Raw genomic sequence first — 22,452 nt, forward strand, 5'->3', positions numbered from 1 at the left:
AAAAGCCGCGCTAATCAGCGCGGCCATAACGGCAGTGACAAAACTGCCGGGGTCTCACAGAGCGGGGCGTGAAGCAGCCCCAGAAGAGAACCATTTGCGGAGCGAGGCAGAGACTTCCCTAATTTGAAATCTCGCGCCCCGTTCCAGTCATTTCCATCACGTGACGATGAACAAATTGGCTTAGGCGGCAACACCTGCGTCAACGGCAGACTTCTGCAGTGCCAGCTTCGGATCTACGTATTCGTAGCCCAGTACGTCGGCAACAGCCTTGTAAGTCACCATACCGGCGTGCACGTTCAGGCCTTCCAGCAGGTTGGCGTCGTCCAGCAGCGCCTGTTTGGCACCCTTGTTCGCCAGAGCAACCGCGAACGGCAGAGTTGCGTTGTTCAGTGCCATGGTGGAGGTACGCGCAACGCCGCCCGGCATGTTGGCAACACAGTAGTGCACAACGCCATCGACTACGTAGGTCGGCTCCTGATGCGTGGTTGCCTTGGAGGTTTCGAAACAACCGCCCTGGTCAATCGCCACGTCTACCACAACCGCGCCTTTCTTCATGCGGCTGATGATGTCGCGGGTCAGCAGTTTCGGCGCAGCAGCGCCCGGAATCAGAACCGCACCTACAACCAGGTCCGCTTCCAGCGCGTGGGATTCAATCGCGTCATCGGTAGAGTACTCGGTACGTACCGCGCCACCGAAAATGTCGTCCAGCTGACGCAGACGCGGCAGGGAGCGATCCAGAATGGTTACGTCGGCACCCATACCCAGCGCCATCTTGGCTGCGTTGGTACCTACTACACCACCACCGATAATCAGTACTTTGGCCGGAGCTACACCCGGTACGCCGCCCAGCAGCACACCCAGGCCACCCTGAGCTTTTTCCAGGTGGTGTGCGCCACATTGCACGGACATACGGCCGGCAACTTCAGACATCGGAGCCAGCAGCGGCAGTGCGCCAAAACGGTCGGTTACGGTTTCGTAAGCAATACAGGTTGCACCGGACTTCACCAGCAGTTCGGTCTGCTTGGGGTCTGGGGCGAGGTGCAGGTAGGTGTACAGCAGCTGGCCAGGACGCAGCATTTCGCACTCGTGCGGCTGAGGCTCTTTTACCTTCACGATCATGTCGGCAGTGGCAAAGATCTCTTCCGGAGTATCGATGATCTTGGCGCCGGCATGTACATACATTTCATCAGTAAAGCCGATGGAAGCACCACCGTCTTTCTGCACGATCACTTCGTGACCATGACCAATCAGTTCGCGAACACTCGAAGGCGTCAGGCCAATGCGGTATTCGTGGTTCTTAATCTCTTTTGGGACACCGATCAACATAGCGAATCTCCTCAATTACTCTGTCAGCGCCAGCGAGTGCGCATTACGTTCTTGTTGGATTCCCGCAGTATAGGCACCTATATGAAGTGGATTTTTATACTTATTTAATTATGATTAGTGGAATCCACTGCAAAAACTGATGAAAGGCTACTTTTCAGCCAGCCAGAACCACTTTTTAACCAGTGGCCAAGTCAAGCCCACCTAGTTCCCGTGCCGCAGCAGGCAAGATCGGGCAATTTTCGAGAGATTCAGATGAAGAGACGCGCCGGCGAACTCAGCACCATTGACCGCAATATTCTGCGTGTACTGCAGAAAGACGGTCGCACCAGCTACGCAGAACTGGCCCGTCAGGTCGGCCTTACGGCGACCCCTTGCGTCGAGCGGGTCAAGAAGATGGAAAGTGATGGGGTGATTCAGGGCTACACCACGCTGATCAATCCGGAGTACCTGGATGCCGCGCTGGTGGTGTTCGTGCAAATCCGCCTGAATCGCTCCGCCCAGGATGCCTTTGAAGCATTTCGCAACGCCGTTGCGGAGCTACCGGAGGTGCAGGAATGCTATCTGGTCTCGGGCAGCTTTGACTACCTGATCAAAGCCCGGGTGGCCGATATGGGCGCGTACCGAAAATTCTATGGGGAAACCCTTCTGACACTGCCGGAAGTACAGGAATGTACCAGCTACGTGGTTATGGAAGAGGTAAAAGAGACGTTGGAGGTACCGGTGCACTACAACCGGTAAACGACAAACGGAAGAGAGAAAGTCGAGGAGACGGCAAGCGAGCACCCGGTTGACCGCGGTGCTCGCCGGCAAAACTCAGTACTTGATGCCGAGCTTGCGATACAGGAAACCGATTACCCACGCAGGGCCAATCAACAGGAACTGCAGATCTTTAAAGAAAGACGGCTTTTTGCCCTCGATATGGTGACCGATAAACTGGAACACCCACATCACCACAAACAGTCCCACAGACCACCAGAGCACGCTCAGACCGGCTCTTTCCAGCCCGCTGCAAATACCTAAGCAAATCAGTGAAAGTGCGATCATGCCCAGTGCCACCGGGAATGACATCAGCACATAAAACAGCATGGCGGGCACCATCGCCACCACCGCCCAGTTCAACCAGGGCAGCGCTGCCATCCAATCCGGCTGGGGTATGGCCCAAAGCAGGCCCACAACGGTGAAGTAAATGACCGGCACTGCGATCCAGTGGATGGCCTTGTTGGTGGAGTTCTGATGGCTCTCGCCGTATTCGCTGAACCATTGCTGTGCTGTACGCATCGTTTTCCCTCGCCTTGGTTGTTATAAGGATTGGCTTTTCAGAGATGGTACATCAGAACTCAATGAGACCAAACGGTCACAGGGAGAGCTGTAAGAAGTGCAGGCAAATATTTTGCCCAGCATACTTCGGTGATCTAAACTCCAATCGCCTGACACACAGCTCAGGCTTCAACTCCTGACAGCCAGCACCGACTGGACACCTTTTGTACGATTATCTCCTATCCCTGCTCGACGACCTCGATGGCGTCCAGCAAAACCCAAAGTATCATCCAGAGGGCGACGCCCTATTTCACTCACTCCAAACCTTCGATCTAGCCTACCGAAACTCAACCAGCCCAATTCTCTGGACAGCCGCACTATTGCACGATGTTGGCAAAGCAGTAGATACCCGCGGTCACGAACGAATTGGGGCAGAAATGCTGGGCGGAGTTGTGTGTGACGAAGTAATTTGGCTTGTACAACACCATTTAGATCTAATGAGAGCCCCACGGCACACCCGGCACAAGTACGTGGGCCAGCCCCGCTTCTCTCGACTGCAACAACTCCGCCGATTCGACGTAGAGGGAAGAGACCCGAAGGCAAACGTCATCACTCCCGAAGAGGCACTCACAATTTTAAAGCCTTACGATTCCCTAATCGCGGCCTAACGTCGCCTGATTCATGAAAAAGGAAGAAAGATTCCGCCACCTGATCAAACAGGAGGCAGCCCGCCTAATGGTGCATGAAGGAGTAAACCAGTACTTCGATGCAAAACGTATCGCCGCCAGGCGCATCATTGGTAAACAGTACAAATACAACCCGAAGTATTTGCCCTCAAACGGCGAAATTTCTGACGCAGTCCATGCGCTCGGACAAGCAGCAGATCCTGCAAGCCACCAACAACTGCTATTTCGTATGCGTTTACTCGCACTAGAGGTAATGGAGCGACTGCAGCCCTTCTCCCCTCGCCTAATTGGCTCAGTAAGTACCGGTCGGATCCGGAAAGGAAGTGATATCGACCTACATGTTTTTACCGATGAAATTGAGGTACTTGAACATCATTTGCATGCTCTCGACTGGCAGTTTGATCGCGATACAGTGTGTATTCGTGCAAACGGCAAATTGATCGAGTACCAACACATCCACCTAGACTTCGAGTTTCCTGTGGAGCTATCTATCTACCCTGAGCGGGAAATACGCGTGGTTGGCAGATCGAGTACCGACGGCAAACCAATACGACGATTGAACGCAGGCAAGGTTCGCCAATTGATTACAGATGAACACTGGGAAGACTACCTTCGACAAGATGGCCAACTGGAATAGTCCGATGAGTTAGCTTCTTAAAGAGTAAGAACCGGAGGGAAAAACGGTACCGAGAGGTACCGCCAAGAAACATGTGCAGCCCGGCAAAGCCGGGCATCACGCTGAGAAGAAGGTCCAGAGAGAATTGGCAAGCTCACTGACTAATTCAGCTTGGCAGTCATGGCTAACGACGCACGCAGGCATCCAGCTGCATGCGATACAACTCGGCCATATCTTCGTCAAAGCAACAGAAAATCACATGGCGTGGACCGCCGTCGCGGTCGAGGTGCTGCTGTGCCTGCTCCACGGCAACTTCGACAGCGAGTTCAGGGGGATAGTCATAAACACCGCAACTGATGGCGGGAAAGGCGAGCGAGTGGGCGTTTTCACGGCGAGCGAGATTGAGGCACTGACGATAACAACTGGCCAGTAGCTCTGGCTCGCCCAAATTACCGCCGCGCCACACGGGTCCTACCGTGTGATAAATGCGTTTGACCGGAAGACCGTAACCTTGCGTGGCGCGTACTTCGCCAACCGGACACCCGCCGATAACACGGCAGGCCTCCAGTAGTGCCGGACCGGCCGCGCGATGTATGGCGCCATCGACGCCGCCTCCACCCAGGAGCCTCTGGTTGGCTGCATTGACGATTACATCCACATGCAACCGAGTGATATCACCGAGGTGTACTTCGATCACTCTAACTACTCCAGCCGCGGCACCACCGATCAATAAGTGCAACGTTGCACTTGTACCGCAATCGAACTACTGCTTTTGCCCCAGTATTTGACGGTGGCGCGTTGAAATTCCTTCGGGGCAATGCGTCACGGCACTTACTAAAACAATAGCAGCTGCGGAGAGGACAAAACCCGGTAAAAGCTCGTATATATCGAAGATGCCACCAGAGAGGTGTTTCCAAACCAATACGGTTATACCTCCAACAAGCACCCCGGCGATGGCACCCGCGCCGGTCATACGCGACCAATACAAGCTAATGAGTACTGCAGGACCAAACGCAGCCCCGAGGCCAGCCCAGGCATAGGCGACCACATCCAGCACTTTGGAATCCGGGTCCATGGCCACACCGATCGCAATCAGCGACAGCGCCACCACCGCCCAGCGGCCCACGACTACCAGATGCTCAGAGGAAACCTTCTTACCGAACCAGACGTGGTAGATATCCTCCGCCAGGGCCGCGGAGGACACCAGCAACTGCGAGTCTGCGGTACTCATAATCGCCGACAGAATTGCCGCGAGCAGAATGCCGGCAATCAGCGGATGGAACAGGGCTTCCACCAAGGCCATAAAAATACGCTCGCCATCGGGCAGCGCCTGGGTAAGTTCCAAATGCCCAAACAGGCCAACACTCAGGGCACCAAGGAAACCCGCGAGCGACCAAATTGCAGCAACCGTCGCCGCCGCCGGCATATCATCCGGATGACGCAACGCCTTGAAGCGCGCCAGGATATGCGGCTGGCCGAAATACCCCAGCCCCCAAGCCAGTGAGCTCAGAATTGCGGCCAAACCCAGTGCTGTTCCAGACTTGTCCACCATCAGGTGCATCAATTCCGGGTGTTGCGCCTGCATCTGCGCCCAGGCTCCACCTACTCCGCCCTCGTCGGAAATAATCATGATGGGCACGATCAGCAGCGCCAGGCTCATCAACAGTCCCTGAAACACATCGGTCCAGGACACCGCGAGAAAGCCACCAAACAGGGTGTACGAGATCACCGCGATCGCACCGATCACCACCGCCCACTGGTAATCCCAGCCGAACACCGTTTCAAACAGCTTGCCGCCGGCAATCAATCCAGACGCCACGTAGAAAAGGAAAAACAGCAAAATGAAAAACGCACACACGGTGCGCAGCCACGGCGTATTCAGATCGAAACGCCGATGCAGATAAGACGGCACCGTCAACGCATCATCCAGCGCAAAACTGTATATGCGCAGGCGCCGCGCCATGATGGTCCAGCTCAGCACAATTCCGCCGAACAGACCAAACGCGATCCACGCGGAAGACAGGCCACTGGCATAAGCCGCACCGGGCAACCCGAGCAGCAACCAGCCACTCATATCGGAGGCACCGGCGCTCAGCGCCGCCACCGCTGGCGGTAGGGAACGCCCACCGAGAAAGTAATCGCTCGCATCCTTGGTACGACGGTAGGCGTAGACACCGATCGCAAGAATGAGAACCAGATAAGCAATGAAGGTAAGGGCGACAAGCCATTGTCCAGACATGTGGAATTCCCCGTCAGATTTGGCAGATCCAGCCTTATTTGGTGAAAGATTAGGCTGATTCCGTCGTTATTGGTCTTTATTGCGCGTAAATCTACCCATTCACTGGCGGTTACTCAATCCGCAAACTAAACCATGGATATGTACAGCTTGTGCAAACTACCACGGACGGTGGTTTCAGACTGAGTACACAGGGAAAAATTAAACACTATGGGTATTTGCCTGGATGAACTGCGTTTATTCGTCGTTCGTCCCACATTAAAGCAGCTTCGTGCCTGGTCCCCCGGGATGGAAGCGTTGTTGCTGGGCACCGCCGCTCAGGAATCCCAGCTCGGCTTTCACCTCAAGCAGGGGCGTCGCCACGGCATGGGTATTTTCCAGATTCTGCCGAGCACGCACCGCCAGATCTGGGATAAATATCTGATCAACTTTCCGCCGCTCGCCTCCAAGGTGCGCGGCCTCGCCAGCCAGCGCGACTTTTTGCAGCACCCCCACACGGAACTCGCCACCAACTTGCGCTATGCCACCGCCATCGCATGGCTGATTTATCGCGCGGCAGGCGTCGAACGCGTGGAAACCTCCGATTTACCGCGCATGGCCAAACTGTGGAAAAAACACTTTCACCACGGCCCCAGCGCCCGCTTGCGGGACTTCGTCGACAGCTACGCCAAGCTGGTTAGACCTTCAGAAAATGCCCTACCAGAACTAGAACCGGAACCCGAAAACGAAACAGCCGCGGTACAAACCGCGGCTGCTCAAAAAACCGATACGCTACTGATCGAGGACGAATCGCCTACAGATTCCGCGCCTCAATATACAGCGGCTGCGCCGGCTCCTCCTGAGAAGCTGCTGGAGAAACTTCCGGCTCCTCATCGCGAGCGTCTTCAGGAATCCAGGAATCCACATACTGCTCAATCGCGCGCGCGTCCACCGCAGGCGCGGGTTTAGAGCGGTCCAGTTCCAGGCTCTCAAAATCGTACAGATCGCGATCCGCCAACTGGGATGGAGATACCCGGGTTAACGCAGCAAAAATGTTGTCGCTGCGACCGGGATATTTCTTATCCCACTCATTCAGCATGCCCTTGATCGCCTGACGCTGCAGGTTTTCCTGACTACCACACAGGTTGCACGGAATAATCGGGAACTGCTTGTGGTCGGCAAAGGCAATTAGGTCCGTCTCGCGGCAATACGCCAGCGGGCGAATCACAATATTACGGCCGTCGTCTGCGCGCAGTTTCGGCGGCATCGCTTTCAGGCGGCCACCATAAAACATATTCAAAAACAGCGTTTCAACAATGTCGTCCTTGTGGTGACCGAGCGCCACCTTGGTCGCACCGATTTCTTCGGCAAAACCGTACAAAGTGCCACGGCGCAAGCGCGAACACAGGCCACAGGTCGTTTTGCCTTCCGGCACCACTTCCTTCACCACACTGTAGGTGTCTTTGTTTACGATGTGATACGGCACGCCGATGGACTGCAGGTACTCCGGCAGGATGTGCTCGGGGAAGCCCGGCTGCTTCTGATCCATATTCACCGCCACCAGCTCAAAGTGCACCGGCGCGGTCTTCTGCAGGTTCATCAGGATTTCCAGCATCGCGTAGGAATCCTTACCACCGGACAGGCACACCATCACCTTGTCGCCCTCTTCAATCATATTGAAGTCGGCGATCGCCTTGCCCACATTGCGGCGCAGGCGCTTTTGCAGCTTGTTGAATTCCAGCCGGTCGCGGCGGTTTTCCAGGTCAGACATCGGTAAATCTCGAAAATAACGTGCGGTATTACCCGGGGAACAGACAGAAGTGAATACTTGCATGCGCAGGCGCTGACACCGGGGAAGCCAGTGCGGGACCGTCTGTGGCCAGGGATGGCCACAGCCGAGCGTTCATGGATGAACTCGTAGCGTGTCCCGCAGTGGCTTCCCCGGTGGCAGTGCCGCCCCGGAACCATCTACGGAGCCCCACTACCAAAGCAGGGCCCGACGAAAATCAGGCCGCGATTGTACGCTTTCCGATCAAGAAGTGCACAAACTATCGGACCGCGTGTCCACATTGCCCTTCAAGAGAATTTCCAGGCAGGGCCACACATGGTCCAGTAGCGCAGGCTGTGCTTTCGCTGTGGGATGGATACCATCGGTCTGCATAGCACCATCTAGCAACGCCACCGTCTCCAGAAAGAACGGCACCAGCGGCACCTTCTGCTCCGCCGCTACCTTCGGAAAAACTTCGGCAAACGCCTTGGTATACGCCTTGCCGTAATTCGGTGGCATTTGCATACCCAGCAGCAGCACCTCGGCACCCTGCTCCCGCGCCATCTCCACCATGCGCACCAGGTTCTGCTTCAGCATCCGCGGCGGATAACCGCGCAAACCATCGTTACCACCCAGCTCCAGCACCAGCCAGTCAGGCCCGTGCTCACTCAACAGTCGCGGCAAACGCGCCAGGCCGCCCGCAGAAGTCTCGCCGCTCACACTGGCATTCACCACCTTCACCGCCAGATCCTGCTCCGCCAGGCGGTCGCGCAACAGCTGCACCCAGCCATCGCGCTCATCAATGCCGTAGGCCGCGCTAATACTGTCTCCAAGCACCAACAAAGTGCCTGTCTCAATCGCACCTCGCTCATCCGCTTTGACTGCTGCCGCGTAAACTAAAACGATCAACAGCAGGCCACGCGAGATGAAACCGGGCACAAGACTCCGGAAAAAAACCGCCGCCATGTCATACTCTCCACTATTCATCTAAAGCGCATTTTGCAGAAATTCCAGGGACTTGCCATGTCAGTGATGCTAAAAGCCGAAAACCTACACCACCGAGTCAGCACAAGTGAGGGCCCACTGACCCTGCTAAACGACATTTCCTTGCAACTCCCCACCGGCCAGAGCCTAGCCATCACCGGTGCCTCCGGTTCCGGCAAATCGACGCTGCTGGGCCTGCTGGCCGGGCTCGACCGCCCCACCGAAGGCAAGATCTGGCTGGCCGGCCAAGAAATCACCGCCATGGACGAAGAACAGCGTGCGGCGCTGCGCGCCCGCTGTGTCGGCTTCGTGTTCCAGACCTTCCAGCTGCTGCCCGGTCTCACCGCACAGGAAAACGTCATGCTGCCCAGTGAACTGCGCGGTGAACGCAACGCCGGCAAGCGTGCGCAGGAGTTCCTTGAGCGCGTTGGTCTCGGTCACCGCTTGCACCACTATCCGCGCCAGCTCTCCGGCGGCGAACAGCAGCGCGTCGCCATCGCCAGAGCGTTCTGCAGTATCGCCAATGACTCTTCGACCGCCGATAACGGTATTTTGTTCGCCGACGAACCCACCGGCAGCCTGGATGCCCACAACGGCGAAAAGGTGATTGACCTGCTGTTCAAACTGAATGAAGAGACCAACACCACGCTGGTATTGGTCACTCACGAACAGCGCCTGGCGGAGCGCTGCGGCGCGCACCTGCGTATGGCCGCCGGCGAAATCACCACCGCCGACATTCCCGACAACTACCTGGGCGACCAGGCGGAGGTGTCTGTCTGATGCTGCCGCTGAAACTACTGGGCCGCGACTGGCGCGGGGGCGAACTGGCCCTGATCGCCACCGCCCTGGTCCTCGCCGTTAGCTGCGTAACCGCGATCGCGCACTTCTCCGATCGCCTCACCCGCGCCATGTACATCCAGTCGCAAAGCTTTCTGGCGGCAGAACGGGTAGTGCAGAGCAGCAAGGTGGTGCCACAGGAATGGTTGAGCAAAGCCGACGAACTGGGTCTGGAGCAGGCACAAACCACCGTGTTTGCCTCGATGCTGTCCGCCGGCGATGAATTCCAGTTTGCCTCGGTGAAAGCCGTCACCGACGACTACCCGCTGGTTGGCCACCTGGAAATGCGCGGCAACGCCAGCGATGAACCGCGCACAGTACAACAGGGCCCGGCTCCCGGCGAGGTGTGGCTGGAAGCCCGTTTGCTGCCGCTGATGGACCTGCAAATCGGCGACCAGCTACAGCTGGGCGATGGTGACTTTGCGATTACCGGCATCCTCGACCACGAGCCGGATCGCGGCGCCAGCCTCTTCTCCATGGGCGCGCGCCTGATGATGCACCAGTCGGATCTCGCAGAAACCAATATCCTGCAGCCCGGCAGCCGCGTGACCTATCGCTACCTGTTTTCCGGCGATGACGCCGCGCTCAACAGCTACTTCAACTGGCTGAAACCGCAGCTCACCGAACACCAGCGCGTTATTGACCTGGAAGAAGGCCAGCCACGCGTCGCACGCACCCTGGATCGCGCCGAGAGTTTCCTGTTCCTCGCCGCCAGCCTCGCGGTGCTACTCGCCAGCGTTGCCGTGGGCCTCGCCGCGCGCCGCTACAGCCTGCGCCACGCCAACTATGTGGCAGTGATGAAAAGCCTCGGTGCCGGCAAAAATAAGATCCTCGGTATTTATATCGGCCAGATGACCGCGCTCGCACTGATTGCCACCGCCATCGGCCTGGCCATCGGCTCGCTGATTCAGTCCCAGGCAGTCAACCTGCTGGAAGGCTTCTTCCCGGTTGCGCCGCCCCCCAGTGGTATTCAGCCGCTGTGGGTTGGCCTCGCTACCGGCGTCGCCTGTGTAATCGGATTCGCTATGCCGCCACTGTTCCGCCTGGCCCAGACCGATCCCATGCAGACCCTGCGTCAGGACTGGAGCAACCCGGACAAACGCGAATGGCTCGGCCTGATTCCCGGCCCGCTATCGATGTTACTGCTGATCTGGTGGTTGTCCGGCAGCCTCGCCATCACCCTTGCCCTGCTCGCCGGTCTCGGCCTGCTGATTGCCGGTGCTGCCGTGGTGAACCGACTGCTGGTACGCGGTCGCCTCGCCTCCTTGGGCGGTAGCTGGCGCATTGCGCTCGGCAGCCTGCAGCGCCGCGCCGGCTTCAATACCCTGCTGATTGCCGCCTTCGGCACCGGCCTGCTGGCCATGCTCGCCATGTTCTACGCGCGCACCGCACTGATCGACGAATGGCAGATGCAGTTGCCGGAAAACGCCCCCAACCATTTCCTGGTCAATATCGCGCCCTACGAACTGGACGGCGTAAAGCAAAAAGTTGAAGGCAAAAACCTCGAGGGCACCGAGTTCTACCCCATGGTGCGCGGCCGCCTGATCGCGGTGAACGGCACCCCGGTGAACGAACGCGACCAGAAAGACGGCTCAATCCGCCGCGAGCTCAACCTGAGCTGGACAGATACAGTTCCTGCGGACAATAAAATTGTTGCCGGTGAATGGTGGAGCGAAGACCTGAACGAAGGCGTATCCGTAGAAGTGGAAGTCGCCGCGCGACTGGGCCTGAGCTTGGGCGACGTGCTGCGATTCTCCATTGGCGGCCTCGAAACCGAAGCCACCATCACCAGCCTGCGCACACTCGACTGGAACAGCATGCGCCCCAACTTCTTTATGCTGTTTGCCCCCGGCAGCCTGGACACCTTCCCGGCCACCTACATCCAGAGCTTCTACCTGCCGCCGGAAGACAAACTGTTCGTCAACGAACTGGTGAAAAACTTCCCCAGTGTCAGCATCATCGAACTGGATAAGATTCTCGAAAACATCCGCGAAACCATCGGCCAGGTGGCCATTGCAGTGGAATCCGTACTCGCACTGATGCTGGTTGCCGGCGTACTGGTACTGGTTGCCGGCGTGCGCGCCAGTATCGCCGAGCGCTTGCAGGAAGCCGCGGTAATCCGCACACTGGGCGGCCGTCGCCAGCTGCTGATTCGCAGCCTGATGATCGAGTTTGGCCTGCTCGGCGTTGCCGCTGGACTGCTGGCATCCATCGGCACCGAAGCCACACTGGCTGTGCTCACCCAACGGGTATTCGACATGCCCTTCCAGTTCCATCCGGGGCTATGGGTGATTGGACCACTGGCCGGCGCATTGCTGGTCGGTACTGCGGGCACGCTGGCATGTAGAAGTGCAGTCAGTCAGCCTCCGCTTAAGGTCTTGCGCGAATTGGCTTGATCGCAAAGGCAACAGCGCTCGGATTAAAAACGCATTAGCCAGAATTGAAGGTGAGGCTCCGGGTGTTCGTTTTCGGAAGCGTCGGCGACATGGACGTCGCCGACGCAGCTTACAGGGATGTATTCACAGCGGTTCCGAAAACGAACACCCGGGGTCTCACCGCCACCGAAAGGTTTAAAGAACCCCTACCGCAATATGATTGATCTCGAATTCGACAAGCAGCACGTCTGGCACCCCTACTCGTCCCTGATCAACCCACCACCCGTCTACCCCATCGCTCGCGCCGAAGGCGTCCGCATTTATCTGGAAGACGGCCGCGGATTAATCGATGGAATGAGTTCCTGGTGGAGCACCCTGCACGGCTACAATGTTCCCGAACTGAACGCCGCCATACAGGCCCAGATGGAAAAAATGAGCCACGTCATGTTTGGTGGCCTTACCCACGAGCCCGCAATCGAACTGTGTAAAAAGCTCGTGGCGCTCACCCCGGAGCCACTGCAAAAAGTCTTCCTGTCAGACTCCGGTTCCGTCTCCGTCGAAGTCGCCATCAAAATGGCCCTGCAATACTGGCACTCCCAGGGCAAGCCAGAAAAAAGTAAATTACTGGCACTGCGCAACGGCTACCACGGCGACACCTTCGGTGCCATGGCCATCTGCGACCCGGTCACCGGCATGCACCATATGTTTGCCAAGCTGCTACCGCAGCACCTGTTTGCTCCCGCACCAACACCAAAATTCGGCGAGCAATGTGCCGACAGTGACACTGCAGAAATTCAACAGCTGATTGAACAGAATCATGAGAACCTCGCGGCCGTCATTCTCGAACCCATCGTGCAGGGCGCAGGCGGCATGCGTTTCTATTCGCCAGAATACCTGCAACGCGTCCGCGCACTGTGCGACCAGTACGATGTACTGCTGATCGCCGACGAAATTGCCACCGGCTTCGGCCGCACCGGCAAACTGTTTGCCTGTGAACACGCAGAGATCTCACCCGACATCCTCACCCTGGGTAAAACCCTGACCGGTGGTGTACTCACCCTGGCCGCCACCGTGTGCACCGACAAAGTCGCCAACGGCATTTGCACCGGAGAAGCCGGCGTATTTATGCACGGCCCCACGTTTATGGGTAACCCCATGGCCTGCGCCGTGGCCAATGCAAATATCGACCTGCTGCTTAAAAGCGACTGGAAGCGGCGCGTCAGCGACATTGAACAACAGCTGCAAAATGAGCTCGCGCCGTTAAAAGATGCACCAGGCGTTGCCGACGTGCGCACACTCGGCGCAATTGGCGTGGTGGAAATGAAACAGCCTGTGGATAACAAGACGTTGCAAGAGAGCCTGATCGAGCAGGGCGTGTGGTTGCGCCCGTTCGGCAAGCTGGTTTACACCATGCCGCCTTACGTGATCAGTTCAGAAGACCTCACGCAGTTGACCGACGCCATGAACAAATCGCTTTCCGCACTGTAAGCCGCGCCGCAAACATTTAGTCCGCATAAAATCCGCATAAAATCCGCATAAAATCCGCATAAAAAAGGCGCTCCCGGAATCCGGCAGCGCCTTTTTTCTAGCTACGAGCTACGGCGGTAAATCAATATTTCACACTGCAGCCATACGCACGCGAGGAAGCTACCTCAATGGCCTTGCCTGCCAGTGACGCATCCAGAGCTGCCGCAACGTAGTTGGCGGAGTCCGGGATCACTGCCGGGTTCGCTGAATCGTTATCATCGATGGCACCGGCGTACACTACTTCACCTTTCGGATTGATGATAAACATATGCGGCGTGGTCTTGGCGCCATAGGCACGGCCCATACTGCCATCGCTATCGAGCAGGAACGGCGCGCTGGCTTGCAGCTTGTGGTTCTTCGCCACGTCCAGCGCCTCGGCCGGCTCCAGATAACCCTGCTTTCCCTTCGCAGAAGAAATCACGGTCAGCCAATTGATATCCGCGTCGGCATACTTTTTCTGCAGTGCCTGCATGTTGCCGCTACCGTAGTGCTTTTTTACGTAGGGGCAGTCTTTGTTAAACCACTCCAGCACCAGCCACTGGCCCTCATAGTCCTTCAGGTTGTGGGTTTTGCCGGCAGCATCCACTTCACTAAATGCCGGGGCTTTCTCACCCGGTACCGCGGCCGCCATGGCCAGGGTTGGCAGAGCAAACAGCACGGCGCTGCCCAGGAATTTAGCAATCGAACGTTTACTACGCATACCTTGTTTCATCACGACAGTGCATCCTCTTTGGTTACAGTGTTCTGGGTTACTTCTCACTAAATAAATCTTTAATCATGCTGACCTGCAAAATTTGCGGCAGCAGTACCGGCGTCCGCTCACCCGCCGGGTACCAGGCATACACAGGTACCGAATTGCGCCCCAGCTCACCCAGCGCGCGGGTAATTTCCGGGTCCTGATTGGTCCAGTCGGCGCGCACCATATAGACATCGTTATCGCGGAATAGATCTGCAACTTCTGCCGTATCCAGCACCAGTTTTTTGTTCACCTGACAGGTAATACACCAGGCTGCGGTGTAATCAATAAATACCGCCTGCCCACTGGCCAGCGCCTGCGCAATGGCATTGCGGTCATAAGGCTGCCAGCCTGCCGCTGCCTCCTGCTGCTGCACGCTACCATTGGCAACGCCCTGCTCCTGCAGGCGGTTGGCCGCGCTGAAGCTTGCCACGAGCGCTGCCAGCACCAATCCCCAGGCCAGCCAGCGGCTACCGCGGAACCCGTGGCGCCCTAACCAGAAGGCAAACACGATCACCAGCATCAGCATCGCGCCGATTAGCCAGCCACTCTCGCCCACCAAACGCCCCAGCACCCACAGCAGCCAGATCACTGTTGCGTACAGTGGGAAGGCCAAGGCCTGGCGCAGAGTTTCCATCCATGGGCCCGGCGCAGGTAAGCGGTTCAGCAGCGCCGGGAACACACACAGCAGCACAAATGGCAACGCCAGGCCGATACCCAGGCCGAGGAAGATCGCCATGGCACTGTATGCCGGCAACAAGGTAGCGGCGCCCAGGGCCGCGCCCATAAAGGGACCGGTACAGGGGGCTGCGACAAACACCGCCAGCACGCCGGTGGCAAAACTGCCGCCGCGGCTGCGCCCCGCCACATTCATCAGGTGATGGCCAAATTCATACAGGCCACTGAAGGACAATGCCATCACCCAGAACAACAGAATCAACCCGAGCACCACCGGCGCCGATTGCAGCTGGAAACCCCAGCCAATGGCAGAACCGCCTGCGCGCAACACCAGCAACAGTGCACCGAGTGCGGCAAAGGTCACCAGCACCCCAGCAGCATAGCGCAGCCCTTCCTTCACGCGATGCGCAGCCTGTCCGTCGTGCCCGGCCAAACTGAACAGCTTGATCGAAAGTACCGGGAATACGCACGGCATCAGGTTCAGGATTGCACCGCCGGCAATGGCGGCCAGAATCAGCAGCCACAACGGCTGAGTACTCGCTGGCCCTGTCGCGGAAGCCATAGTTACGGCAGCACCAGCCGCACTCGCCGCACCGGCCTGAATTTCTTGATCGTCCAGCTGCCAGGCCCGCTCGCCGTCACTCACCACAAAGCCGGTGGACGGTGGCATAGGTGCGCCGGGAACCCGCTCAAAGGTATAGCGGATGTTTTCACCAGCCTGCGCCACCTCTGGCGCTTTTGCCGTCAGCAATCCGCCGTCGAGGGGGAAAACATCCGGTGTGGATAACTCCACTCCTGCTTCTCGCGGCGCCAGCTCAAACTGAAGGGTGCCCGCCTGTGGCGAAGCGGCGACCGCCGCTACCTGCCAGAGAAAGTTCTCTGCAGTGGCCTCAGCCGGGACCATCGCCAGGAAGCGATCGCGCAGCTGCACATCCTGTGGCTGCCAGCTCGCAGCTTCGTCCACGGGCCGCGACAGGGTCATGATGCCGTAACCGGGAATGCAATCCACCTTGCACACCAGCCACTCCAGGTTCACCACAATATCCATCGCCGCAGCGTCCGGGGTCACCTCAAACAAATAGGCGACATCGCCCTCGTAGCCGAGGTTGGTCAGGTGCTCGATGGGCAGGCGCACCGGGAAAGGCCACTGGATAGGCCCCACCTCGCCGGTGGCACCGGCAAAATCAAAGCGCGGCGCGGCACCGGAATCCCCGGCATTGCGCCAGTACACGTGCCAGCCAGGGTCTACCTCAAAGTAAAAACCAATGGTTTCGGCACCCGGGCCGAAGGTATCGGGCACCAGCCAGCGCACCTTGACGTGGTCGCCACTGGCGGTTTCCTGAGCAGCAGACAAACCGCTCCAACAGGCCATCAGCAGTACAGAGGCCAGAAAAACAGTGCGGTTAAAAATCGAAAGCAACAAATGCGACTCCAACTTGCCGTGGTAATCCGGCGGACCGGATCCTTTTTATACTGACCAACTATCTAAATGGATTGCCCACACCTCCGCAAGTCCCTGACGCTCAGTCTCGACAGAAGGCGTCTAAGAAAGGACCAAGATGAGAAGTTCAACGGCGACACATGCTTCCGTAGGCCGCGGCTGGTAAAATTGCCGCCACGCAATTCCCGGAGCCCCCATGAGCGATTCCACACCATCAACCCCAGTACGTCTCACCCAGTACAGCCACGGCGCTGGTTGCGGCTGCAAGATCTCGCCTGCGGTGCTCGACAAGATTCTCGCCGATAGCGATGCGCCGCAAATGGACCCGAACCTATGGGTTGGCAACCACTCCCGGGACGACGCGGCCGTATACGGCCTGGATGAGCAGCTGGGCGTGGTTTCCACCACCGATTTCTTTATGCCCATCGTAGATGACCCCTACGATTTCGGGCGTATCGCCGCGACCAATGCGATCAGTGACATCTACGCCATGGGTGCCGACCCACTGATGGCCATCGCCATCCTCGGCTGGCCGGTAAATCTGTTGCCGCCTGAGGTAGCCCGCGAGGTAATTCGCGGCGGCCGCGCGGTTTGCGCCGACGCCGGCATCCCCCTGGCAGGCGGCCACTCCATCGATGCCCCAGAACCCATCTTCGGTTTGGCAGTAACTGGCGTGGTGGAAAAGCAGCGCCTGAAGCGCAACGATAGTGCGCGCGCCGGCGATAAACTGTTCCTCACCAAACCCCTGGGCATTGGCATCCTGACCACCGCTGAAAAGCAGGAAAAGCTGCGCCCCGAAGATGCCGGCACTGCGCGCGACCTCATGTGCACCCTGAACCGCCCAGGCAGCCGCTTCGCACGTATGGACGCCGTCAGTGCAATGACCGACGTTACCGGCTTTGGCCTGCTCGGGCACCTGGTAGAAATGGCCGATGGCAGTGGTCTCACCGCGCGTATTCGCTTTGATGCAGTGCCGCGTATCAATGGGGTCGACCACTACCTGCAGCAGGGCTGTGTGCCCGGCGGTACTGGTCGAAACTTTGACAGTTACGGGCACAGGGTGAGCCTGTCGAGCGACGATCAAAAACAGCTACTCGCCGACCCACAAACCAGCGGTGGTTTGTTAGTTGCGGTTGCGCCCCAGCAGGAAGCAGAGTTTCTCGCAGCGGCCGCGGAATTTGGGCTGGAACTGCAACCGATCGGCGAACTGGTAGCGCCACACCCTGAGGGTGCAGAGCAAGGCCCTGCGGTGATTGTGGAATGAGTGGCGCCGGCAGCAGACCCGATAGCACGGACTACCGGGAAATCTTTCTCAATGATCGGCCACTGATCGACACCCGTGCCCCGCTTGAATTCAACAAGGGCTCCTTCCCCTACGCCACCAGCCTGCCGTTGATGACCGACGCAGAACGGCAAAAGGTTGGCACCTGTTATAAACAACAGGGCCAGGACGCCGCCATAAAGCTGGGGCACCAGCTGGTCAGCGGCGCGACCAAAGAAGAGCGGGTAAACGCTTGGGCCGAATTCGCCCGCAAACATCCGCAGGGCTACCTGTTTTGCTTCCGAGGTGGCCTGCGCTCACAGATTAGCCAGCAGTGGCTGCATGAGGCAGGCGTCGATTACCCTCGGATACAGGGTGGCTACAAAGCCATGCGCACTTTCCTGTTGAATGAAATAGAAAGTGCCGTCAGTGAATGCCAGTTTACCCTCGTGGGCGGAATGACCGGCACTGGCAAAACCGAAGTGCTCAACGTGCTCGCCAACGCGGTAGATCTCGAGAAGCACGCAAACCACCGCGGATCCACCTTTGGTAAACGCGCTACACCACAACCGTCGCAGATCGGGTTCGAGAATGCCCTGGCTATCGACTTTTTAAAACGTCGCGCCACAGGCCAGCACCACTTCGTGCTGGAGGACGAAAGCCGCCTGATCGGTCGCTGTTCGGTACCCCTTTCATTACACCAGCAAATGCGCAGCTACCAGCTTGTATGGCTGGATGATGCATTCGAAAACCGTGTGGAGCGTATCCTCAGGGACTATGTCATCGACCTGTGTGCGGAATTCGTCAAAGAACACGGCCTAGAACAGGGCCCGGAAATATTTGCCACGTCACTCAAGCAAAACCTCGCCAATATCACCAAACGCCTCGGCGGTGAACGATACCGGCAGCTAGCCAAAATGATGGATCAGGCTCTGGAGCAGCAGCTGACCAGCGGCAATGTCGAGCGGCACCGGGACTGGATTAGCAGCCTGCTACAAGATTACTATGACCCGATGTACGACTATCAAATCGAAAAAAATGCTGAGCGCATTATATTTCGCGGCAAGCAACAGGAAGTGGTGGAGTATCTCCGAGAGCAAGCATCCGCGTAGTGACCGCTCACTTGCGGTCTGCAGGGTGGTTCACCCCATCGAAAGTGCGTATTACTATGATTCGCCGACCATATTCGACAACCGGAAGCTGCAACCTTGTGATTTTTACCTTTTAAAGATCACTTCTTCGAAAACCTGACCCCGGCATATACCGATCGAATAACGACATACAGACCTGCAGCCACGCAAATCGCCACCAGCCAAATATCGCTAATCAACCCAAGATAGCTGCCTGCTGCCGCCAATAGTACTGCAAGACCGGCATAAATCAGGGACCGCCCAACGGTATCCGGCAACTCCGGATTCTTTGGCTTATCACCCTCTTTCCAGCCAACAATCAAGTGATACTTCTTCTTAACAGCTATCGCATAGCCAAATGCTATAAGTGGAATCGCGCCTAGAAGAATGAGCATTAAAGGACCAATAAACGCTTGTTGACTCATAGTACCGACTCCACTCCTTACCCCTGACAAACACAGGCCTGAACAGCAGCGATAATGCCAAATAGCTCAGTGACCTCAAGGTACGGATTCCTCACGCCTGATTTTCACAAATAAGCAAGTTCGCTAATTAGAGCCCGTACCGTGAGCCCGATTACCAACAGTATAATAAGGCAGGTCAGCCAATTAAAAAGGCGGTATTTAGGTGAACGGTACCCTGCAACGAGCCAAACTGCGACCGAGTATAGAACCAGCTCCCCGATCAACTTTGCCGCGATGACCTGATGTGACGCCCCATCAACCCAGAAAGATCTGGGTGCATACTGAAAGTATAAATACCAAGCCGCCTGATACAGCACAGCTACAGGCAATATACATAGCCAAAAAATTTTCAAAATTAATCTCGACGGATCCAACACAGGCTTATCCGCCCCTGTCAGGTACTCGCTGGATTCAGCAGTGACGTTAGAATGTGATCTTCCCAAACCCCATTAATTTTCAAATACCGCTTCGCCTCACCCTCTTTGACAAAACCAAGGCTCTTGAGGAGCATCGCCGACCTGTCGTTTCTCGGCATGTAGTTTGCCATAACTCGATTTAACGACAGGTCCGTAAACGCATAATCGATGACGCGCTGACAAAGTGCCTTCATGACACCTCTACCCTCGTATCGATGATCAACCGCGTACCCCATATAACATGCCCTGAACGGGCCTTTTACGACATTCGTGAGCGAGCACATAGCAACGACTTCATCGCTGCCGGGCTCGATTGAAATGAAGTGAAATGAATTGACGTCTTCGACTGGGGAGCACCACTCTTGCAATCGCGCCTTCCAGGCAGCTTCAGAATGGTGACCCTCTGACTTACTCGGCTCCCAAGCTTGCAGATGCGTCTCGTTTGCCTCATAGAACTTGGATAACCGAGCGGCGTCATCAATAGCGACCAATCTAACTTCCATGCATAACTCTTAGTGACACAAAACATGAATAGACGAGAAGTCATATCACTCATAATCTAAAACCAATACACACATTCAGGTCATCCAACATTCCCGCTACTCATGAAGAGAAGGGGAATGCAATCAACTTGCCCAGCTCGGTCCCTGGCATTATAGCGATACAAATTATCTGGGTACTGATGTAGAGCGGAATACCCCATTTAAAAACCGGGTGCACAGCACCAAACTTGAAACGATCCATCAACACAGGGGCAACCAACAATCCATATGTGCTGAGTAAAACGAGAGCGGTTCCATCAATCGGAACGCCTGGCAGATAGGCAACGCGAGTCACGGAGGCAGAAATCATGCTTAATGATGCCAGAAGCATAAGACGTTTATGTGCATGAACATCTTTTCTAGCAATTAGAGCCGCAAGATAAAACGCGGAAAAGAATAGTATTGTATGCAGTATTCCCCATATGAGGCTCAGCTTGAACTGATTATTACTGCGCATTACATCGATTAACATTTCGATGCCGCTAACCTGGAGCAAGACAAAGAAAACGATACTCGCATAGCCAAGCTTTCTATGAAAATTTAGCCTTCCCGATTGCACAAAGTTACATTGCACACTGAGTAAAATGTACCACCCCAAATACAGGGCAGCGTGTACAATAAAATTAAGGGATACGGCTTCAGACGGACTTGAAATCTTAGAGTAATGAGGCATTACTGTTATAAAAATAACGCCCAGCAAAAATATGGAAAATTTTCCATATATAGGCCCCCTCTCAAAGCCTACGACTGCACTGTCCTTACTTCCAACCACACCCCCTTTCTGAACCTGCTCCATTTCAAATTCCTTATTATTAAGGACGAGCCCTAGGCCCGAAGCGTCGATGTCTTTACGTATTTTATGTATTCGGATTTCAATTTAGAAGTAAGTCTGGCCCTATTGGAATGAACGTGGTGGCAGCAGACATTAATGATTTGGCAGTTAAGGCCTCGACTCCATAAACTTCAACAGAGGAATTATGGGTCGCGATAATTCTTTCTACCAGCAAATCAAAGTCACCGTCTCCTGATACGAGAACGATTGTATCGCTTGATTTCGCATATTCCATTGCATCCAACGTAATCCCTACATCCCAATCGCCCTTTGCAGAGCCATCAGACCTTTGAATGTAGGGCTTTAATTTAACCTCAAAGCCAATTGCGCGGAGTATATTTTGAAACTGCTTTTGCTTTTCATCTGAACGATCAATGGCATAAGCCGTAGCATGCACGATCTTCCGGTTGCCCGTAACCTTGGACCAAAACTTGTTGTAGTCGAAATTTTGACCATATGTTTGCCTGGTCGTGTAATAAACGTTTTGTACGTCTACCAATATTGATACTGATTCCATCGATACGTAGCTCTCAGGTAGGTAATGCATAACGCTCGGTTTAGGGGCGGCTGGAGCGTAGCGAAGGCCGTCCCAGCCGCGTCTTTCGCGCGATTACAACCGCTTGTTATGCGTGATAGCTGGGGGTTACGCATACTTGACCTGCACTCCGCGCTTTTGAAGCAGCTCTAGAAACCTCTCCAGATATGAGGGGCTCATTTCGAATTGAGGAGAGTTGGCAGAAATTGGGTAACCTAGATCTCTCAATTCCTGCTCCGTTAGCAGGCCTCTATCAACTGCTCTTCTCTCCCAACATAGATGCCAATTGTGCTCCGCATCCGCACATGTAGATGCAAATCCCAACTCCTTTTTAACCACAGTAACTGTGAAAGGCGGCCGCGCTCCAAAGCTTCCACTTAGGCAGTCATCCAGTGAGTCCAAGCACGCACCATAGTAGCCCGCTGTACCGTTAATTAGACTACCCCACTCTATAAAGAGGCTTGGAATGTCGTGTATTTTTTCACAGTCTAAGATGACTTCGAAGCCGCAAACGTCAAGACTTTTGGAGGGCCTTTTTCTACACCACCCCTCTCTAATACGGTGAAGCTTCAAGTAATTGTTGTACGTCTGATCAAATTCATTCCGACTCAATCATATTTCTCCGTACGCATAACGCCCGCAACAGGGGCGTGATCTGCTACCACTTTCGTGGACACTTTATGCCGCCAGTTTTTCATACTCTGAAGGCGATTGATAGCCGAGACTGGAGTGAAGCCGTTCTCGGTTGTAGAACTCAATGTATTCGATGATATGAGCTACCGCATCGATTTCGTTTTCGAACATCCTCTGATGAACAAGCTCTGTC

21 protein-coding genes are annotated in these 22,452 nt (G+C 56.0%); 8 read left to right on the forward strand and 13 right to left on the reverse strand.

Going from position 1 to position 22,452, the window contains the following annotated elements; genetic code table 11:
* Window positions 1-180 precede the first annotated feature (180 nt).
* On the reverse strand, window positions 181-1,326 hold the full coding sequence (gene ald / locus KUV22_RS16755; protein ID WP_222232930.1) for an alanine dehydrogenase: 1,146 nt from the start codon (window positions 1,324-1,326) through the stop codon (window positions 181-183).
* A 252-nt stretch (window positions 1,327-1,578) separates the two neighbouring features.
* On the opposite strand from ald, the gene KUV22_RS16760 reads away from it, so the two are divergent.
* Window positions 1,579-2,064: an Lrp/AsnC ligand binding domain-containing protein gene (locus KUV22_RS16760; RefSeq protein ID WP_222232931.1), complete on the forward strand. Its 486-nt coding sequence runs from the start codon at window positions 1,579-1,581 to the stop codon at window positions 2,062-2,064.
* A 75-nt stretch (window positions 2,065-2,139) separates the two neighbouring features.
* Here the strand turns inward: KUV22_RS16760 and KUV22_RS16765 are convergent, their stop codons facing one another.
* Window positions 2,140-2,604: an Mpo1 family 2-hydroxy fatty acid dioxygenase gene (locus KUV22_RS16765; RefSeq protein ID WP_222232932.1), complete on the reverse strand. Its 465-nt coding sequence runs from the start codon at window positions 2,602-2,604 to the stop codon at window positions 2,140-2,142.
* 203 nt (window positions 2,605-2,807) lie between these two features.
* Here KUV22_RS16765 and KUV22_RS16770 point away from each other — a divergent pair, with 203 nt between their 5' ends.
* Both KUV22_RS16770 and KUV22_RS16775 read left to right on the forward strand, forming a co-directional pair.
* Complete coding sequence (locus tag KUV22_RS16770; RefSeq protein ID WP_222232933.1) at window positions 2,808-3,251, forward strand: HD domain-containing protein; 444 nt, start codon at window positions 2,808-2,810, stop codon at window positions 3,249-3,251.
* Between the two features lie 13 nt (window positions 3,252-3,264).
* A complete protein-coding gene (locus KUV22_RS16775) occupies window positions 3,265-3,906 on the forward strand; it encodes a nucleotidyltransferase (RefSeq protein ID WP_222232934.1) in 642 nt (213 codons plus the stop codon).
* 163 nt (window positions 3,907-4,069) lie between these two features.
* Here the strand turns inward: KUV22_RS16775 and KUV22_RS16780 are convergent, their stop codons facing one another.
* The 4 genes from KUV22_RS16780 to KUV22_RS16795 all read right to left on the reverse strand — a co-directional run bounded on the left by KUV22_RS16780 (window position 4,070) and on the right by KUV22_RS16795 (window position 8,834).
* A complete protein-coding gene (locus KUV22_RS16780) occupies window positions 4,070-4,582 on the reverse strand; it encodes a macro domain-containing protein (RefSeq protein WP_222232935.1) in 513 nt (170 codons plus the stop codon).
* A 66-nt stretch (window positions 4,583-4,648) separates the two neighbouring features.
* Complete coding sequence (putP, locus tag KUV22_RS16785; protein WP_222232936.1) at window positions 4,649-6,124, reverse strand: sodium/proline symporter PutP; 1,476 nt, start codon at window positions 6,122-6,124, stop codon at window positions 4,649-4,651.
* Between the two features lie 790 nt (window positions 6,125-6,914).
* A complete protein-coding gene (ttcA, locus tag KUV22_RS16790; protein ID WP_222232937.1) occupies window positions 6,915-7,871 on the reverse strand; it encodes a tRNA 2-thiocytidine(32) synthetase TtcA in 957 nt (318 codons plus the stop codon).
* Window positions 7,872-8,132: 261 nt separating this feature from the next.
* Window positions 8,133-8,834: an arylesterase gene (locus KUV22_RS16795; protein WP_261319666.1), complete on the reverse strand. Its 702-nt coding sequence runs from the start codon at window positions 8,832-8,834 to the stop codon at window positions 8,133-8,135.
* Between the two features lie 57 nt (window positions 8,835-8,891).
* Here KUV22_RS16795 and KUV22_RS16800 point away from each other — a divergent pair, with 57 nt between their 5' ends.
* The 3 genes from KUV22_RS16800 to bioA all read left to right on the forward strand — a co-directional run bounded on the left by KUV22_RS16800 (window position 8,892) and on the right by bioA (window position 13,552).
* Window positions 8,892-9,632 carry an ABC transporter ATP-binding protein gene (locus KUV22_RS16800; protein ID WP_222232938.1) on the forward strand — a complete coding sequence of 247 codons (741 nt, stop codon included), beginning with the start codon at window positions 8,892-8,894 and terminating at the stop codon, window positions 9,630-9,632.
* Window positions 9,632-12,085: an ABC transporter permease gene (locus KUV22_RS16805; RefSeq protein WP_222232939.1), complete on the forward strand. Its 2,454-nt coding sequence runs from the start codon at window positions 9,632-9,634 to the stop codon at window positions 12,083-12,085. The genes KUV22_RS16800 and KUV22_RS16805 overlap by 1 nt, the downstream gene beginning before the upstream one ends.
* 195 nt (window positions 12,086-12,280) lie before the next feature.
* The gene (bioA, locus tag KUV22_RS16810) at window positions 12,281-13,552 is read left to right on the forward strand and encodes an adenosylmethionine--8-amino-7-oxononanoate transaminase (protein ID WP_222232940.1); all 1,272 of its coding nucleotides are present in this window, start codon (window positions 12,281-12,283) and stop codon (window positions 13,550-13,552) included.
* Window positions 13,553-13,673: 121 nt separating this feature from the next.
* On the opposite strand, the gene KUV22_RS16815 is transcribed toward bioA, so the two are convergent.
* Both KUV22_RS16815 and KUV22_RS16820 read right to left on the reverse strand, forming a co-directional pair.
* Window positions 13,674-14,291: a thioredoxin family protein gene (locus KUV22_RS16815; RefSeq protein WP_261319667.1), complete on the reverse strand. Its 618-nt coding sequence runs from the start codon at window positions 14,289-14,291 to the stop codon at window positions 13,674-13,676.
* 49 nt (window positions 14,292-14,340) lie between these two features.
* Window positions 14,341-16,428, reverse strand: coding sequence for a protein-disulfide reductase DsbD family protein (locus KUV22_RS16820; RefSeq protein WP_222232941.1), 2,088 nt, complete (start codon window positions 16,426-16,428; stop codon window positions 14,341-14,343).
* Between the two features lie 214 nt (window positions 16,429-16,642).
* Between KUV22_RS16820 and selD the strand changes: the two genes are divergently transcribed.
* Both selD and mnmH read left to right on the forward strand, forming a co-directional pair.
* The gene (gene selD / locus KUV22_RS16825) at window positions 16,643-17,710 is read left to right on the forward strand and encodes a selenide, water dikinase SelD (protein WP_222232942.1); all 1,068 of its coding nucleotides are present in this window, start codon (window positions 16,643-16,645) and stop codon (window positions 17,708-17,710) included.
* Complete coding sequence (mnmH, locus tag KUV22_RS16830; RefSeq protein ID WP_222232943.1) at window positions 17,707-18,819, forward strand: tRNA 2-selenouridine(34) synthase MnmH; 1,113 nt, start codon at window positions 17,707-17,709, stop codon at window positions 18,817-18,819. Before selD ends, mnmH begins: the two co-directional genes overlap by 4 nt.
* A gap of 119 nt (window positions 18,820-18,938) precedes the next feature.
* Here mnmH and KUV22_RS16835 read toward each other — a convergent pair whose 3' ends face one another.
* The 5 genes from KUV22_RS16835 to KUV22_RS16855 all read right to left on the reverse strand — a co-directional run.
* Window positions 18,939-19,262, reverse strand: coding sequence for a hypothetical protein (locus KUV22_RS16835; protein WP_222232944.1), 324 nt, complete (start codon window positions 19,260-19,262; stop codon window positions 18,939-18,941).
* Window positions 19,263-19,695: 433 nt separating this feature from the next.
* Entirely contained in the window at window positions 19,696-20,220 is a 525-nt protein-coding gene (locus KUV22_RS16840) for a GNAT family N-acetyltransferase (RefSeq protein WP_222232945.1), read from the reverse strand.
* A 100-nt stretch (window positions 20,221-20,320) separates the two neighbouring features.
* Entirely contained in the window at window positions 20,321-21,055 is a 735-nt protein-coding gene (locus tag KUV22_RS16845) for a hypothetical protein (protein ID WP_222232946.1), read from the reverse strand.
* Window positions 21,056-21,131: 76 nt separating this feature from the next.
* Window positions 21,132-21,608, reverse strand: coding sequence for a LabA-like NYN domain-containing protein (locus KUV22_RS16850; protein ID WP_222232947.1), 477 nt, complete (start codon window positions 21,606-21,608; stop codon window positions 21,132-21,134).
* Between the two features lie 696 nt (window positions 21,609-22,304).
* Window positions 22,305-22,452, reverse strand: a 148-nt coding sequence (locus tag KUV22_RS16855) for an IS3 family transposase (protein ID WP_222228683.1), incomplete at its 5' end; no start/stop codon positions are given.

It is taken from the genome of Microbulbifer agarilyticus, from assembly GCF_019800665.1.
GTDB classification, from domain to species: domain Bacteria; phylum Pseudomonadota; class Gammaproteobacteria; order Pseudomonadales; family Cellvibrionaceae; genus Microbulbifer; species Microbulbifer agarilyticus_C.

Excerpts from the sequence above, each read along its gene's own strand:
- KUV22_RS16775 (WP_222232934.1), top strand. The coding sequence starts at position 3,265 with ATGAAAAAGGAAGAAAGATTCCGCCACCTGATCAAACAGGAGGCAGCC.
- selD (WP_222232942.1), top strand. The coding sequence starts at position 16,643 with ATGAGCGATTCCACACCATCAACCCCAGTACGTCTCACCCAGTACAGC.
- mnmH (WP_222232943.1), top strand. The coding sequence starts at position 17,707 with ATGAGTGGCGCCGGCAGCAGACCCGATAGCACGGACTACCGGGAAATC.
- KUV22_RS16850 (WP_222232947.1), bottom strand. The coding sequence starts at position 21,608 with ATGGAATCAGTATCAATATTGGTAGACGTACAAAACGTTTATTACACG.
- KUV22_RS16805 (WP_222232939.1), top strand. The coding sequence starts at position 9,632 with ATGCTGCCGCTGAAACTACTGGGCCGCGACTGGCGCGGGGGCGAACTG.
- putP (WP_222232936.1), bottom strand. The coding sequence starts at position 6,124 with ATGTCTGGACAATGGCTTGTCGCCCTTACCTTCATTGCTTATCTGGTT.
- KUV22_RS16835 (WP_222232944.1), bottom strand. The coding sequence starts at position 19,262 with ATGAGTCAACAAGCGTTTATTGGTCCTTTAATGCTCATTCTTCTAGGC.
- KUV22_RS16815 (WP_261319667.1), bottom strand. The coding sequence starts at position 14,291 with ATGCGTAGTAAACGTTCGATTGCTAAATTCCTGGGCAGCGCCGTGCTG.
- KUV22_RS16840 (WP_222232945.1), bottom strand. The coding sequence starts at position 20,220 with ATGGAAGTTAGATTGGTCGCTATTGATGACGCCGCTCGGTTATCCAAG.
- KUV22_RS16800 (WP_222232938.1), top strand. The coding sequence starts at position 8,892 with ATGTCAGTGATGCTAAAAGCCGAAAACCTACACCACCGAGTCAGCACA.
- ttcA (WP_222232937.1), bottom strand. The coding sequence starts at position 7,871 with ATGTCTGACCTGGAAAACCGCCGCGACCGGCTGGAATTCAACAAGCTG.
- ald (WP_222232930.1), bottom strand. The coding sequence starts at position 1,326 with ATGTTGATCGGTGTCCCAAAAGAGATTAAGAACCACGAATACCGCATT.
- KUV22_RS16765 (WP_222232932.1), bottom strand. The coding sequence starts at position 2,604 with ATGCGTACAGCACAGCAATGGTTCAGCGAATACGGCGAGAGCCATCAG.
- KUV22_RS16845 (WP_222232946.1), bottom strand. The coding sequence starts at position 21,055 with ATGGAGCAGGTTCAGAAAGGGGGTGTGGTTGGAAGTAAGGACAGTGCA.
- KUV22_RS16760 (WP_222232931.1), top strand. The coding sequence starts at position 1,579 with ATGAAGAGACGCGCCGGCGAACTCAGCACCATTGACCGCAATATTCTG.
- bioA (WP_222232940.1), top strand. The coding sequence starts at position 12,281 with ATGATTGATCTCGAATTCGACAAGCAGCACGTCTGGCACCCCTACTCG.
- KUV22_RS16795 (WP_261319666.1), bottom strand. The coding sequence starts at position 8,834 with ATGGCGGCGGTTTTTTTCCGGAGTCTTGTGCCCGGTTTCATCTCGCGT.